Annotated in this window: 16 protein-coding genes; 11 read left to right on the forward strand and 5 right to left on the reverse strand. The window is 49.9% G+C overall.

Annotated elements, in window-relative coordinates; genetic code table 11:
- Positions 1–180: 180 nt before the first annotated feature.
- Together EOE67_RS13285 and EOE67_RS13290 are read left to right on the forward strand one after the other, a co-directional pair.
- Positions 181–387: a DUF4287 domain-containing protein gene (locus tag EOE67_RS13285; protein ID WP_127699687.1), complete on the forward strand. Its 207-nt coding sequence runs from the start codon at positions 181–183 to the stop codon at positions 385–387.
- A 296-nt stretch (positions 388–683) separates the two neighbouring features.
- The gene (locus EOE67_RS13290; RefSeq protein WP_127699689.1) at positions 684–1,727 is read left to right on the forward strand and encodes a hypothetical protein; all 1,044 of its coding nucleotides are present in this window, start codon (positions 684–686) and stop codon (positions 1,725–1,727) included.
- Between the two features lie 60 nt (positions 1,728–1,787).
- Here the strand turns inward: EOE67_RS13290 and EOE67_RS13295 are convergent, their stop codons facing one another.
- Entirely contained in the window at positions 1,788–2,501 is a 714-nt protein-coding gene (locus EOE67_RS13295; RefSeq protein ID WP_127699691.1) for an alpha/beta fold hydrolase, read from the reverse strand.
- A gap of 315 nt (positions 2,502–2,816) precedes the next feature.
- Between EOE67_RS13295 and EOE67_RS13300 the strand changes: the two genes are divergently transcribed.
- From EOE67_RS13300 to EOE67_RS13325, 6 genes are all read left to right on the forward strand, one after another.
- Positions 2,817–3,323 carry a GNAT family N-acetyltransferase gene (locus EOE67_RS13300; RefSeq protein ID WP_127699693.1) on the forward strand — a complete coding sequence of 169 codons (507 nt, stop codon included), beginning with the start codon at positions 2,817–2,819 and terminating at the stop codon, positions 3,321–3,323.
- A 201-nt stretch (positions 3,324–3,524) separates the two neighbouring features.
- Positions 3,525–3,983 carry an SRPBCC family protein gene (locus EOE67_RS13305; RefSeq protein ID WP_127699696.1) on the forward strand — a complete coding sequence of 153 codons (459 nt, stop codon included), beginning with the start codon at positions 3,525–3,527 and terminating at the stop codon, positions 3,981–3,983.
- A gap of 76 nt (positions 3,984–4,059) precedes the next feature.
- A complete protein-coding gene (locus EOE67_RS13310; RefSeq protein WP_127699698.1) occupies positions 4,060–4,437 on the forward strand; it encodes a GFA family protein in 378 nt (125 codons plus the stop codon).
- 73 nt (positions 4,438–4,510) lie between these two features.
- A complete protein-coding gene (locus EOE67_RS13315) occupies positions 4,511–5,023 on the forward strand; it encodes a hypothetical protein (protein ID WP_127699700.1) in 513 nt (170 codons plus the stop codon).
- A gap of 187 nt (positions 5,024–5,210) precedes the next feature.
- Complete coding sequence (locus EOE67_RS13320) at positions 5,211–5,567, forward strand: DUF6694 family lipoprotein (RefSeq protein WP_127699702.1); 357 nt, start codon at positions 5,211–5,213, stop codon at positions 5,565–5,567.
- A gap of 227 nt (positions 5,568–5,794) precedes the next feature.
- Positions 5,795–6,199, forward strand: coding sequence for a GFA family protein (locus EOE67_RS13325; protein WP_206099589.1), 405 nt, complete (start codon positions 5,795–5,797; stop codon positions 6,197–6,199).
- A gap of 175 nt (positions 6,200–6,374) precedes the next feature.
- Here the strand turns inward: EOE67_RS13325 and EOE67_RS13330 are convergent, their stop codons facing one another.
- The 4 genes from EOE67_RS13330 to EOE67_RS13345 form a co-directional block, all read right to left on the reverse strand.
- Complete coding sequence (locus EOE67_RS13330) at positions 6,375–7,688, reverse strand: sensor histidine kinase (protein WP_127699707.1); 1,314 nt, start codon at positions 7,686–7,688, stop codon at positions 6,375–6,377.
- Positions 7,685–8,392, reverse strand: a complete 708-nt coding sequence (locus tag EOE67_RS13335) for a response regulator transcription factor (protein ID WP_127699710.1) — start codon at positions 8,390–8,392, stop codon at positions 7,685–7,687. Before EOE67_RS13335 ends, EOE67_RS13330 begins: the two co-directional genes overlap by 4 nt.
- Entirely contained in the window at positions 8,392–8,781 is a 390-nt protein-coding gene (locus EOE67_RS13340) for a DUF3019 domain-containing protein (protein ID WP_127699712.1), read from the reverse strand. The genes EOE67_RS13335 and EOE67_RS13340 overlap by 1 nt, the downstream gene beginning before the upstream one ends.
- Positions 8,782–8,903: 122 nt before the next feature.
- Complete coding sequence (locus EOE67_RS13345) at positions 8,904–11,510, reverse strand: TonB-dependent receptor (RefSeq protein ID WP_127699714.1); 2,607 nt, start codon at positions 11,508–11,510, stop codon at positions 8,904–8,906.
- 306 nt (positions 11,511–11,816) lie between these two features.
- On the opposite strand from EOE67_RS13345, the gene EOE67_RS13350 reads away from it, so the two are divergent.
- From EOE67_RS13350 to EOE67_RS13360, 3 genes are read left to right on the forward strand one after another with little or no spacing between them, the layout of a single operon-like run.
- The gene (locus tag EOE67_RS13350; RefSeq protein ID WP_127699717.1) at positions 11,817–12,455 is read left to right on the forward strand and encodes a c-type cytochrome; all 639 of its coding nucleotides are present in this window, start codon (positions 11,817–11,819) and stop codon (positions 12,453–12,455) included.
- On the forward strand, positions 12,452–13,819 hold the full coding sequence (locus EOE67_RS13355; RefSeq protein ID WP_127699720.1) for a cytochrome-c peroxidase: 1,368 nt from the start codon (positions 12,452–12,454) through the stop codon (positions 13,817–13,819). The genes EOE67_RS13350 and EOE67_RS13355 overlap by 4 nt, the downstream gene beginning before the upstream one ends.
- Positions 13,816–15,312: a parallel beta-helix domain-containing protein gene (locus EOE67_RS13360; protein ID WP_127699722.1), complete on the forward strand. Its 1,497-nt coding sequence runs from the start codon at positions 13,816–13,818 to the stop codon at positions 15,310–15,312. The genes EOE67_RS13355 and EOE67_RS13360 overlap by 4 nt, the downstream gene beginning before the upstream one ends.
- Positions 15,313–15,386 lie beyond the last annotated feature (74 nt).

Here is a 15,386-nt window from a genome sequence, read left to right on the forward strand (position 1 = left end):
GTTTGTGTTGGTTGGAGTTTGATTGGCCGGGGTTTTCATGCCCTTGCGTGATGAGCTGCTGCTGGATAATCACTCGATAGCACAGTTGCCAACTTGTAGAAAAAATAGTTAAATTGGCGTAAAAATAGACAAAATCGGTCAACAGTCCGCCACTGTTGAGTTAAAGCAGAGGATAGCGTGATGTCAGCAACGGAAAAAGTAACAGGTCCCGCCAGCTATTTCCCTTCCATCGAAACTAAGTATGGTCAACCCATTCAGTATTGGATTTCGATTGTGGAAACGAACCGGGCAATGAAGCATATGGAAATTGTGAACCTGCTGAAATCGGCGCATGGCATGGGGCACGGCCATGCAAATGCAGTGGTTGCGCACGTACTTTCCAAATAGACATTTGGTGTGCTAATTAAAGAACGGCAGCTGTAACCGAATTGTTGATTTTCCGGACCTTTTTCGGACCTTTTTCGGAACAACAGCTGCTGTCTTGACCTCGTTCAACTCCTTCAGCAATACGCAAAAACTATGCAATAGCTGTCAGCTTTTTTTGCATTTTTATGACGCTCAAAGTTGGCTAAAAAATAAACACCCTCATTTTGTTGCAGATTTTGCATTTGGTTTAGTTTTTGCTTATGTACTCCCCGAAACAGTGCCCGGCTTGGGCGCTGAAACAGCAAGGTGGAGGAGCTATGTTAATCACTCGTAAGGGTTTTTGGCTGGCTATCCTGAGTTTTGCAGTCACAGGTAGCCTGACATTTCCGGCCAAGGCCGGAGTCATTTCGCAATTTACTGAAATCAGCAGTTACCAACGAAGTTGTCCTGGTCTGGCCGATCCCAATTTCAGTAGCAATTGGGGCGCAGCTATCAAAACTATTTATGAAGTGGAAAGTTTTGGTACTGACATCGCCTGCCATTTTAACGGGTCTTTTCAGCGAAATTTTTACAACGCGGACGGCAGTCCTAAACGTCCCGGGCTGCCAGCTGGCGTGCCTTACACCTTAGCCGAAGTTGGAACCACGGAGGCCGCAATCGCCTTTGGTGCCAACAATGCAGAAATCGGTAGTATCGATGGCGATTTTTACGGCAAAGTAACGCTGGATGCGGACAATCTTGGCCTGCCGGAAATCAAAATAAAATCATCATCAGACGCGCTGGAACGCAATTCGGTCAATGGTTTTGCTGCGACAGAGTACCAATGGCTGGGCGCGGCACAAACGCTGAGTTACAGCGTCAATTTTGACTTTTTTAATTCGTATGCGCTGTGGGGGATCCCGGGGGCAACAGAGGTGCATGACTATTCGCTGGGGCTGACGTTTGGGGTGAGTCAGGACATGGAATTCTCGTATGACGTGCCGTTTAACTTTGACTTTGGTAACGTACAGACGACGGCAGCCTTCATGAGCCATATGTTGGAGATGATTGACTCCGATTTAGAAAATCCATTTATGGGCTCCCTGACCATCAACTTCGACGTGGATACCGGTGACAAGTTCTGGTTATGGACGCAAGTACAGGCTTTTGGTTTAAATGGCGGTTTTATTGATGCCACCCATACCGTAACGTCGGCGCTGGCGGTGGAAGGGCTGAGTCAGGAGGAAAGCAAGCGGCTATTCGCCACCGATTTACGGCAGGTTCCAAACCAGATCCCACTTCCTTCTGGTTTGGTGTGGTGGTTTACCGCCTTGCTGTTGTTGTGTTGGAAACGGCGAAAAATCGCAATCAGACGGCGGTAAGCCGTTATTAAATGACTCGCTTTTGAAATTTAGGCCGGTATCGCACCGGCCTTTATGCCTTCACTTTATCAGCTCGTACTGTGTGGCCGCAGTATCTGTTTGCAGACCAAAATGCCCCAGCGCATAGGTATAAGTAGCGTTCTGCCCCCAGATGCTGCTGCTATGGACACCATAGACCAAACAAGATCCGCTTGAGCACACCACCTGATCGATATTGCTTTTTATCGAATACACTCTGCTGCCAAATCGAACGCCGTATAGTCCATCCAAAAATGGGTTGCCAACTGATAACCCAGCGCTGCCGCAGGTGCTGGTGAGCACATTAAACGGATACACACCGCAACTTAACAAGCCACGAAAGGCTCCGGCCACACCAACAAAAGCGTCAACCTGACTTTGGATACCCAGTTTAGTAATTTGCTGCGCTGCCAGCGTCGCGCCCATCGAATGACCAATCACATCAATTTTGCCGGTGCAGGAACTGGCCAGCGCATTCTGGATCGCAGTTCGTACCGGCGTTTCTTCACTACCATTGTGGTCGTTGCATGCAGCACAACTACTACTGCCCCAAGCCGGACGCTGAATTTGCGCTGCGGTATAACCTTTGGTAAGCAGCAAATTGTAAGTATTATTCCAGCTCGATGGCGCCGCTGTATTGCCATGCACTAACACGACCGCATCTAAGCAGGCGGCCAGAGCGGCAGGACTGCAAAGCAGCAGGCAGATAACGGAGCGCATTAGTAACACGCGGTTGAGCATTGTTTTAGTTTTCATATCGTATCCTTGGTTAGCAGGCTGTTCAACCATAGTGAGGTGATTGAAAAATAGACATAACACTTTGGTGCAGTGCCCCCTGGATAATGTAACTAGACAGTACATTGCAGTGGCAATTGCCAGCACTTATAGAAAGTGGGTTTTTGTTATCAAATGGTTTTTTCGGTGTTAGCATGTTTGGAGCCTGCAAGGGGCGGCGGTGACGGTCGGGAACATTGAATTGACGTTGCAGCCGAAGGCCTGGAATTGTTGACAGCAGTCGTTGCTGAAGTTTACCGCCGGGTTTTATATGCTAAGCACTAACAAGGATTTCTGATGTCGCTTGAAATTTGTCAACACACTGATGAACACCAGGCAGTGATTTGGAATGTTTTTCAATACTATTGCTACGATACCTCGGTGGAAGATGGTTACGATCTGAAAGAAGATGGCCGGTATTCGCTCTGTGCTGAATACTTTTCGCAGTACTGGACCAACCCGAAGTGGCGTGCGCATTTGCTACGATGGAATGGCGCTATTGCCGGTTTTGCTTTGCTTGAAGAGTCAGATGCGCTTATTGGGGCGCAGGAAATTGCCGATTTGTTCGTGATGAAACGGTTTCGAAGGCATGGCATTGCACGCAAAGTCGTCCAGCATTTTATGACGCAGCGCGTCGAGCCATGGACAGTCGTGGTATTTGATGAAGCGACTGAAGCACAGCTTTTCTGGCAAAGTATCTTTCAAAATCCACAATTTAAACCAGATCGGCTGGTGGCGGATCCGGATGATCGAGCCGTGACTGTTTACGTTTTGGAGCCAAATGTTCAGCACGAGCTGGCGTAATGCAGGTCGTGACACGCGGCGCAAAGCTGCTCTGATCTGCAGCTGTAAAAATTTCTGGCCGCTGTCGAATTTGCAGCATGGCTTTCGACTATGGCGGTTGCTGCTGATTTTCATCAGGCAAAATTTGCTAGCACATCATCCGCGAGCAGGCTGCTCTGGGTCTGCTCGCGAAGGTCAATTTGTCACAATATGGAGCACAAAATGTCGAATGAAACAGGTACAGTGCGGTTACATCGGGTATTAAAAGCACCAGCGGCGCGGGTTTACAAAGCTTTTACTGATAAAGGCGCGCTGGAGCGTTGGATCCCGCCTTATGGATTTATCGGAACTATCCATGAGATGGATGTCCGGGTTGGTGGTGGTTATCGCATGTCTTTTACCAACTTTGGTACCGGTAGTAGCCATTCGTTTGCGGTGACTTACCTCGAGCTTATTCCGGATACGCTTATTCGTCATACCGATGTGTTCGACGATACCAATTTGCCGGGTGAAATGCAGGTGACTGTCGAGCTGAAACCGGTGCTTTGTGGCACTGAACTCAGCATCGTACAACAAGGGATCCCGGCCGTGATCCCAACCGAAATGTGTTATTTAGGCTGGCAGGAGTCGTTGGAGCAATTGGCGAAACTGGTAGAGCCGACGATACCGGATCATGGCTGAGGCGGTGATTGCGATTTGCCGGGCTGTTGGCCTTGAATTGACCTGACAATCTCGTCATGACCTAAAGGAGCGACAAATGTACCAGGGCAGTTGTTTATGCGGACAAATTCGTTACCAGCTAATAGCGCCAATTCGCGCCTCGCACTGTCATTGCCGGATGTGTCAGAAGCAGCATGGTGCGGCTTTTGCCACTTATGTCAGTGTGCAACTTAGCGATTTTCAGTTGCTAAGTGGCGAAGATCTGCTGGTGCAGTTTCAATCATCGCCCGGAATTTACCGTGGATTTTGTCATTGTTGTGGCTCCAGCCTGTTTTGGCGCGACAGCAGCAGTGATGAAATTGCTGCGGCACTAGCAAGTTTTGATACCCCTTATGTACCCGAGCAAATCCCGGATATTTATAGCCAAAGCCATGCACTTTGGTGTCCGGCTGCGCAGCAGGATAGATCCAGCTAATTCTGCTCCTTGCTGTGATCATCTTCAATCGCCAGTAGGGTAGCCGACATCGTCAACTTAAAGGAACGCTTTGATGCAAAAGCTATTTTTATTGATATTACCGCTATTAACGCTGCCACTTTCCTGCGTTGCGGCAGAAAAATCTGCAGAAGAAACGGTGGCCACGCTATGGAACGCGATATCCAACGACGCCGGTGCCACCGCAGATACGGCAACTTTGCAACGGATTTTTCATCAGGACGCGGTGATATTTGGCGGACGTTACCAAGATGGCAAGCCGGTGGTGCAGCGCAGTATGCTGGACGATTTTCTAAAGCCATTGGCCAGGGTGCAGGAAAAGGGTTTTTACGAGTGTGAAATTTCCAGAGTTGTTCAGACGTACGACCGTTTTGCCGTGGCCTACAGTGTGGTTGAATCCAGAACCGAAAAAACCGCCACCAAGCCGGATTTTGTGGGGGTGAACAGTGTGCAGCTCTATAAACAAGGTGATTCGTGGCAGATTTTGTCGTTGTATTATCATGTAGAAAAACCTGATTTGCCGATTGCAGCTCCCAATGCTGTATCCGGTCGCTGCCTGAATCACTGATGCTCACCCCTTCAAACCGATTGAACACAGCAATTTATTGCATTTAGGTACATTTGTCTTTATTGTAAATGTTGTACTATTTATGTATCGCAAATTTATTGTGCTGCATTAGTATTTCCGCGCTGACATCATGCAAATGAGCGATGCGGGTGGCGCAAACTTTTTTAATTAAAATGCAGGAGTATGTATGAAAAGGAAATTATGTGCCGTGATGGTGGTTTTATTATTGTCGGCTTGCGCCTCAACCACCGAGGAACTTCGGATAAATGGCAGTTCGGCGCTGACCACGGAGCGGGGGATCGCGGCGATGAAACGCCAGCTCAAGAAGGAAGATCGTCTGCCATTCAGTGCGGCTATCATGACCATTCAGTTCTCTGAGTTATCGAGCGCAGTGGATATGACCGACAAAGAGAAGTTAACAACCACAGACATGACCGTTGTTGGCAAAAAAATTCACGGCATGACTTATCAGGAAATTCTGGCGCTGGCGGCAGCATCGCCGAACAAAGTCACCATTGAACGTCACTCGCGGGTTCGTTACTGATCTGCTGGTATATACCCAAAATCATTGAAGATTCGGGTAGGCGACAAGTGAGTACGACCCCAGGAGCATAGCTGTTCTATGTGACTGGGGCGGACGAGCGAAGGCAACAACCCCGAATCTTCAAGGATGACGGGTATAGGTCGATGATTCGAGTTGGTGCCTTGGTGAGACGGATTGATAGGGTCAGTGTAACCCACTGACCACGAACCAGTTATAAGAAGAACATCATGTATTTAGGAAGCTGTCTTTGTGGGGGAGTTACTTTAGAAATCACTGGCCCCATTGATTCGATTATTCACTGCCACTGCTCGAAATGTCGTAAAAGTAGTGGCACTGCTTACGCCACCAATGGCTTTGTCGCGGCGAATGCATTCAAAATTACCGCAGGCGAGCCGTTATTGGCCAGTTACGAAAGTGCCCCTGGCAAACGTCGCCATTTCTGTAAAATCTGTGCATGTCCGGTTTACAGTAGCAATGCTGCTAACCCGGAGCGAATTCGGTTGCGGTTAGGAATTTTGGACTCAGCCATCAGCGAGCGGCCCATTTCGCATAACTTTGTGTCATCAAAAGCAAACTGGGATGATTTGGATGCGCAGCTGCCACGCTCCGATAGTTATGAGCCAGGGCGTTAGTCTTGTATAAGGATTTTTTTGCTGATTGTCGCGGCAATTTTATGGGGGGTGATGTGGCCTGGTGCATGCAGTGCCGGGCGAGCGTTAGTTGTTACGCCGGTTGTTTCAGCGATATCTTGCCGCATCTGTCTGGCAGTATGCTGATGGCCTAAGCAGGGCAGGTTATCCTTTAGTTTTACCCCTCTTGCTCTGCTGCAGCATTTGAAGCAGGCGCTTGTTCTGCTGTCGTATCCGATCCCACCGGCAGCCGCAACCTTGCGATAGCACCGCATTCGGGCCGATCAAGCCGGATAAACTCGCCACCGTGTTGATGGGCGACTCTGGAAACAATCGCCAGCCCAATGCCATGGTGCGAGACGCCATCAGTGTGTCCCTGATTGGCTGAACTTGTTGCCAGATTGACCGGATTTGCTGGATAAGCTGCGCTGCTTTCTTTTACCGGTGGCTGTTGCCAGCCACTGCCATCATCACAAATATCTATAAAAATATCAGTGCCTTGAATACTGAGTTCAATCCAGACTTTATCGCGGCAATAGCGCAGCGCATTACTGAGTAAATTCGAAAGTGCCCGTTGTAATAGTTTTTGGTCGGCCTGGATCATCAGCGTTGGGCCTGGCAACAACGCCAGTTGATGTTCGGAATTGGCGGCGAATTTATCAATCAGTTCTTGCACCAGGGCGGGTAAATGAAGCTGACTGAGCTGTAAATCGGCGCGAAAATCCTGTTGTGCCAGTCGTAGGTAATCGTACACATTGTCTTCAATTTCCTGCAGATTACGCTGAACTTGGGCGTAATGTGCCGGGCTGACGTTCGCTTCGATGCTCAGCATAATAAAACGTAGCCGCGCCAACGGCGTTTTGATGTCATGACAAACGGTGTCTGCCATTTCCCGTTGTAGCGAATTTAAGTCAGTAATACGTTGATTCATCCGGCTTAATGAGCGTGCCAGCGGTTGCAAATAGGATTTGGCGCTCAAGCGAAACGCCGGTAAATGACCAAGTTTTATTTCCTGCAACGCGCTTTGGCGCAGCGTTTCGACATCCCGGAATACATTGCGGCTGAGCCAAAACAAACACAACAACAACAGCAGAATAAATACATGAGCAAGATCAATACTAAAATCGGTGCCGTCAGGCAGATTGAGCTGACTTAGACACAACAGTTCGCCACCGGCCACTTCGCTGCACATTGAGGCGTGGCCGTTGGCATCGCGCATCACTTCAATGGCGTAATAAAAACCCGCTTGCGGCTGCCACATGCCGGACGGATAAGTCACAAATAACGCATCCAGACAATCGTCGGTATCAGAAATGCGGCAACTAAGCCGGTGCTGCAAGGTGTATTCATTGACGTGCAGCAGCATACTTTGAGCGGCATCGGCAATATCATCACGCTGATAGACCCAGCTGTAGAGCTGATTCAGACTGAAAAACAGCAGCAGCACCACCAACACAATACCCAGATAAAACCGTAGCAGGGTTGATCTCATTGGCTAGTCACCGTATCAGTGGGCGGGACATCGGCATAACTGATGCTATAGCCCTGGCCCCACATCACCCGGATATTCCAATGCGGATCAACGGCTTGTAATTTACGTCTTAGTCTAGAGGCGCGGCCGTCCATGGTGCGGTCTTCGCCGTCATATTCACGGCCGAGTTGTTCGCGAAACAGCCGCTCGCGACTAATCGCCATGCCGTAATTGTCCAGCAGCGCCAGCAATAACTGATGTTCGGCGTTGGTCAGACAAATATTCTGCCCGGCCATACTGACCTGGCCGCTCAGCCGGTCGACCGTCAGATTGTGATGTTCCAGCACAGTGCTGATTTGCGCAGGCTCGGTGGCGCTTAAAAATATCTTGATTTTGGCCAGTAAAATGCGTGGATCCAGCGGTTTTAACAGATAATCCTGCGCGCCCAACGCCAGCCCCTGCAGCTGCGCGCCGACCGAGGTTTGCGCCGTCATAAACAAAATTGGCCCTTTAAATTGCTGGCGGATTTGCCGCACTAAATCAAAACCGCTGCTGCCTGGTAGCATCACATCACAGACAATCAAATCAAAACGTTGCGCTAACAACAGCTTTTTGGCTTTTTGCGCATTACCGCAGCTGGTCACTTTGTAGCCTTCACTTTGCAGGAAATCGGCGACTAACTTTGCCAGTTCTAAATCATCTTCAATCAACAATAACTGGTGCATTATGGGTTGCCCCAGCTGGCGCGACTGCGTTTTAACAGCTGATCACCGGCATTTAAATCGACCTGCAGCACCCGCACCAAGCGTGAATCGAGCAGGGTGCCGTCTTGTTGCGAGCGCAGTTCTAACTGGGTGTTGGCGGATAAATTTAGTGTGAGTAGCTGCTCTTTGCCATCACCACAGAGTAGTGGCTGCTGCCCGGCTTTTTGGTATAAACAAGCCGGCTCCTGTTGTTGCCAGCTGACCTTGACCTTGAGTTCACACTGTTGTTGTGGATAGTGCAGGCACAATCGGGGTTGCAATTTAAACTCAGCGGCTGCAAGCGGCTGGCTGAAACAACCAAGCACCAACCACAGGCCAGCCGAAAGTACCATCAACAACCTGCCAATCATGGTTTGCTCCTGTGTTCAGTGGCCCGGCATCACACCGGGCTTTGCCTGTAACAGATACTGCCGTGTTCCTTGCCAGAGGTAAAGCTCGGCAAAGCACCACAATTCGGGTCACACAATTGGGGTCAGAACTGATACCGCACCTCAGCACCATAAGTCCGCGGCGGATTAAGTGAAGTGATAGGGGTGCCCAACACATCCGCCGCCCAGCCACCGATACCACCGGTGGTTTCACTGTCGGTCAGGTTTTTGCCCCACAGCGCCAGCTCCCATTGTTGGTCGGCGCTGGTCCAGCTCACTCTGGCATTCAGGCTTTTACTGTCGGCAAAATAGGCCGGAATGGTTTTGGCCACTTCCAGTAAATCCGGGTCGTCGGCACGGGTATTTTCTTCATACACATAATCCATGTGGAGCTTGATATCACCTGCCAGCCATTGCTGGGCAGGGGTCCAGTCGGCGCTCGCAGTGTAAGAATCGGCGGTAGAAGACTTTTCAACATCGGTCACTAAATTACCTTCGGCGTTGTAGAACTGCTGCCATTTCGATTCAGTGCTGCGATATTCGGTCACCAGCCCCAGTTTCAGGGTGTCGGTGGCTTGATAATCAAGGATCATTTCCACGCCATTGATATCCTGATCACCGTTGATCACCACCGGCACCGCGACACCAGCGCCAGGCTCTTTGCTATTGACCGAGCGTTGGCGGTTGGTTAAGTCCATCTGAAAACCAACCAGTTGCAGCCGCACCTTGCCCCATAAATCAGCTTTGTAACCCAGTTCTAAGTTACCAACTTCTTCCGGCGCAAAGGGGGTGAACGCTGAACGTGGATCTAACGAATCGTAACCACCTGATTTATAACCGGTTGAATAAGACAGATACAGCATGCTGTCTTCATCGAGGTGATAACGGGTCACCGCGCGGCCAGTGAGTTTACTCCAGCTGTGGCCGGCATCGAGGCGTGGCATCACCGGAAATAAAAAGTCGGTTAGGCCAGGCATCGCCGCGCCAAACGAGCGTTCTTTAATTTCCCAGCTGAAGTCTTTGTCATCGCGACTATAACGTAGGCCTGCGGTGAAGCCCCATTGGTCGTTGAACTGATAATCAACGTCGGAATAGACACCATAAGAGGTAAATTTGCCGCTGTTGATAATATCTTCTGCCCAGAGTTTGCCGGCATTGGACGGGCCAAAAATCTCATTGATCCCAAGACCGGCGCCGATTGCCTGATAGGTTAAGTCGCCGGTGGCCGCGATTGCGCCTACCAGTTCCGGGCTAAAAGGTGCAGCGCCTAGCATTTGCAATAAGTCGCCGACGCTGGGGTCAACCATCGCCATTACACTTAAAATGCTGGCCCAGTCTTGTGGGTTCCACAGGTGATCGGCCGGCAAACCCATTTGCGCGATCATTTCATCTGGCAAGCCAGCGCCTTGTAAAGCGCCGATCAGCATGCCATTCAGATTGGCGGTGGTAAGCCTGGCGACAGTGTCGGCCATAATATTCAGGCTGGTTTTCTGGTAGACATTTTCGGTGCTGTAGGTGACACCGCCGACATAGCTAAACCTTTCTTTTTGGTAGTTAATTTGCAGCTCGTTATAGAAAATATCGGAGTCTTCAAAGTTGATGGTATCCAGATAACGGGTTTTATCGGCAGTGCCGTCCGAATCATCGCGGCCTGAAACTTCCCATTGCCGCTTACTGCTAATCAGTTTTCCCGACCAGTCGTCGTTAAAATCGTGGGTGATTTTCAGCGACAACGCGCTCATATCCCGCCGTTCATGGCCGTCTATCACATCGTTTTCGATGGTGCGATCAAGTGGATTGGTGCTGTAGGCAAAAGGGCTGACGCCAATCGACGGTGCGTAACCCTGATTGACGTCGTCCCAGTCATAGCTCAATTGCACTTTGGTGGCGGAACTTGGTTGCCACAACGCGGCCAATCGCGCCGCCTGATGATCGGTGTTGCCAAGCTCTTCGCCCTGATAATCGGGATAGACGTTATTTAAAAATGAATCACGCTGATTGCTCATTAAATTCAGCCGCAGCGCAAATTCATCACTGAGTGCAGTATTGGCCATCGCCTCATACCGGCGCAGCGCATAGTTGCTAACAGTGGCTTTTAAAAAGGCTTCGTCTTCTTGCGACGGCGCATTTGGGATCATGTTCACCACGCCAGCGGCGGCATTTTTACCAAACAGGGTGCCTTGCGGGCCTTTCAGGATTTCAATGCGCTGCATATCAGAAAACATCACACTTTGCGCCGCGCGTGGCAGGTAAAAATCGTCAAAAAAAATCGCGACTGATGGGTCGCCGCCGGTGCTGATATTGCTGCTGGAAATACCGCGCATGGTAGCACTGGCCTGGACCACCGCGTCTTTGCTGAATTTAAAGCCCGGGGTGTAATCGGCGATATCGCCGAGCAGCACTGAGCTGGTTTCTTTTAAATCGGTGGCAGAAATGCTGTCGATGGCCACCGGCACATCCATTACATTTTGCACCCGTTTTTGCGCGGTGACGGTGATGGTTTCGATGGCCTGATCTTTCGCTGCTGTCTCTGTTTTATCCTGTGCCAGCAACGGGTTGTTGTAGCCAGCGAGCAGCAGGGTGATGCAAAGGGCTAATGGTTGCGCTTTAAAGGTTAACGGGTGGCTGGTTGTTTGATGACTGATTGTTTGAAAAAGGGGGTGCTTGGACTTGGTTGGCGCAGCGCTTTTGGACTTAGCTGTTGTTGACATCGCTCTCTCCGTTTTTTGTACCGGTTTTTGTGCCGGTTTTTTGGCCGGTTATAGTACCGTTTGTTGTAATTATTGTTTGTTGTTGGCCCGGGATCTGAAAATCGCTCTGCGTATTCGCAACCTGCTTTTCGCAACCAGCTTTTGCAACCACTCAGAAAGGGTCCTAGTCGCATTGATAGTAACAATGCAAAGCGCTAAATAAAGCCAACTGGACAATTTTGCACACTTTTCGGTTTGAACCTTGAGTCCCAAGAAAGCAAGCTACAGCCCATGTCCACCGCAATGAGCAGCCACTGCTGAAGCCTGATGCGAAAATTAAAAACATTAAAAAAATCGTCCAGTGCATTGTTTTTATTAAGTTTACTGTTGTTACTCCCTGTGCAATGGGCTGTGGCGGCGACTGCCGATACGTGCAACGCTTGTCATGCCGCAGCTGTACGTAAGGCGAGTAAAGCGCCACAACTGGCCGGTCAGTCCGCTTCGTACCTTAAAAAGCAACTTTTGCAGTTTCAATTGGGCGAACGTGGGGCAGCTGCTAATGACATGACAGGGCAGCAAATGGCAGTGATGGCGAAAACGCTGACGGCGGCGGAGATTGAAACACTGGCGATTTTTTATAGTCAGCAAACGGCTGTCGCTGAACCCGTTACCGGATCCAATGCCAGTAACGATGCTGTGCAACTTGATCAAGGCCGTCGATTGTATATTGGTTCTTGCGGTGCTTGTCATGGTGCCAAAGCGGAAGGAAATCCTGCGTTAAATGCGCCGGTACTGCAGATGCTCGGCAAAGATTATCTGCAACTGCAGGTGCGGCATTTTCGTGATGGAGTGCGCGGCGTTAGCAAAACCGATAAACCGGGACGGCAAATGGCACTGATGAGTCGTGAGCTTTCCGATGCCGATATTGAGGCCGTGGCAGCTTACATTGGAGCTGAATTACCATGATGCTGACTTTGCTGTTGGCGCTGGCCACATCTGTTGTTGATGCGACGCCAATGACCCTGAATGCCAACTGTCCACCCAGTTTTGAGCGAACTGCGGCCAACACCTGTCAGCTGGTCACCCGTTATGATGCTTATGATTCGTTGCAAAACAAAGGCGTTGGCGGCACTCAAACTGCTTTGCCCAAAGCGCGGGATGGCTTTAGTCCGCAGCAAATTGATTTAGGCCGTTATCTGTTTTTTGATCCGTTGCTGTCCGGTAATCACCGGCAGGCTTGCGCCAGTTGCCATCAGCCAGCACAAGGTTTTGCCGATGGTAAAGCTTTGAGTACCGGCACTCATGGCGATATCGGAACCCGCAGCGCACCTGGTTTATGGAATGTTGCTTTTCAAAAAAAACTATTCTGGGATGCCCGCGCCGATTCGCTGGAGCAACAAGCGCTTATTCCATTATTTGCCCCGCATGAAATGGCTAATACCGCCGAGCAGTTATTGGCTGATTTAGCGGCGAGTCGTGAATATCCGGCGTTATTTGCGCAGGCTTTTCCGGAATCATCTCAGTTTGAGTTGTCGCAGGTCGCGTCGGCGCTGGCGGCGTTTCAAAGCTCGTTGATTTCACTCAATAGCCGGTATGACCAATATGCCCATGGTTATCACGAAGCGCTGAATGAGGAAGAAATCAAAGGTATGAATGTGTTTCGATCTTTTGTTGCGCGCTGTGCGGAATGCCATACGCCACCACTTTTTACCAATCAACAAATTGCGGTGATTGGCACGCCGGAGCCGGACGGTATGCCGTTTGATAGCGGTGCTGGCAATAGCAGCGATAAATCCAAGCTACGTGGTGCTTTTAAAGTACCAAGCCTGCGTAATGTCGCCCGCACCGCGCCTTATATGCATTCCGGCCGTTTCGCCACTTTGGCAGAAGCGGCCGAGTTTTATACCAAAGGCCGTGGTCATGCGGTGGCCGATCAAAAACTGCTGTTGCACTGGCATATCTGGGAGCCAAAACTGACCCCGGAAGAAATTGGGCAAATCAGCAAATTTCTACACAGCTTAACTGATGAAAGCCTGATGCCGGCGGTACCAAATAGGCTGCCTTCGGGGTTGCCGTTGCCTGCTGAATTACGGACACCCACTGCTGAATTACGTGAATTACGGACACCCACAGATCTAAACACCAAAACAGTTAAATTGCGGACACCCATAGATCTAAACACTAATGCTGAATTACGGACACCCATAGATCTAAACACCAAAACCAAGGCTGAATCGCGGACACCCATAGATTTGAAATCCCAAATCAACACAGAAAACAACTCAGAAAAAATAACAACACCATCCAACACCCAGGGGACCCAACCATGAGAAAAACTACCATAGCGCTGGCGTTGCTGGTGCCTGCTGCATTTTTTGCCGGCCAATTTTTAAGTGCCAAAACACCGGTTGCGCCCAGTTACGCACCGGAAGTCAGTTACAATGCTAGCGGTGCTGCAAAGTCAGGTAACGTGAAAAAGTCGGTGATAAACGCCGCACCGACCGGCAAAGTGCATCAGGTGAAAGATGGTCAGCTGATTATGGACGCGGTAAAGGCAGCCAATCCCGGTGATGTGATTGAGGTCTGGCCCGGCACTTACACCGAAACCGTGTATATCGATAAAAACAATATCCGGTTAAGTGGGGTGATTGTTGAAGGTAAAAGGCCAAAACTGTTTGGCGACGGTCACTTAAATGACGCCATTTTGTATTCGGGCAATAATATCGTGGTCGAGAATTTTCTAATCACCAAATACAAAGGCAATGGCATTATGGGCCAGGCCGGTAACAACTTTGAGATCCGCAATAACATCATCGAAGACACCGGCGTGTACGGCATTTTCCCGCAACTGGGCGAAAATGGCATCGTCGAACACAACGTGGTGTCGGGCATTGAAGACGCCGCGATTTATGTGGGTATGAGCGATTATATTCATGTTGCCAACAATGAAGTGTTTGATAGCGTGGCCGGTATCGAAATTGAAAACAGCCGCCATGCGGTGGTTGAAAACAACTTCGTCCATCACAACACCGGCGGCATTTTGGCCTTTGTGACCCCGGGGTTGCCAATCAAAGACACTGTGGATGTGATTATCCGCAACAACTGGATCAGCGACAACAACACCAAAAACTTTGGCGCGCCAGGCAGTATGGTAGCGGGTATTCCGGCCGGTACCGGCATTCTGATTATGGCGGCAGATAAGGTCATCGTTGAAGACAACCTGATCCTCAATAATAAAACCGCCGGTATTATTATTACCGACCATCAAAATGCGCCGAATACCACTTTGGATCCAGGGTCTGATCCAACGCCTGATGAAATTATGATTTTAAATAACCTGATGTATAACAACGGGTATGACACCATTGCCGAAGCGAAAGTGCTGCTCACCACCGAGCTAAAACAAGGTAACCCGGACATCGTGCGGGTCGGTAATACCAATAACAGCTGTATCAATAATGCTCAGCAATATGTGACGGTTGGCGTCAGCAGCTGGCCAGCCTGTAGTTTTAGCAATACCGATTCTGTGGTCAGTTATTTGCTCGATACCCCAGCCGCACCACGTTCAGTAGCGGCGGAAGATAAAGGCAAATATGCCTACCTTGGCATCTGCACCGGTTGTCACGCCTACACCGGTCGTCTGATTGGCCCGCCAGTGCAAGTGATCCAATCACTGTACATGGACGACCCACAAGCACTGGCCGATTACATCGCCAACCCGTTGAAAAAACGCGAAGACTATCCGCACATGCCAAAACAAGATTATCTCGACGCCGAAACCCGGCTGGCAGTGGCGAAGTATTTGTTGGAAGTGAAAAACTAAGTGGATTGAGGCCGATGGCGACTTGAGTTAGTGACGCCATCGGCCACCAAATGTTTCTGCTTTAGCGAAATAAA

Origin of the sequence: Rheinheimera riviphila, assembly GCF_004005945.1 — a bacterium.
Classification (GTDB): Bacteria; Pseudomonadota; Gammaproteobacteria; order Enterobacterales; family Alteromonadaceae; genus Pararheinheimera; species Pararheinheimera riviphila.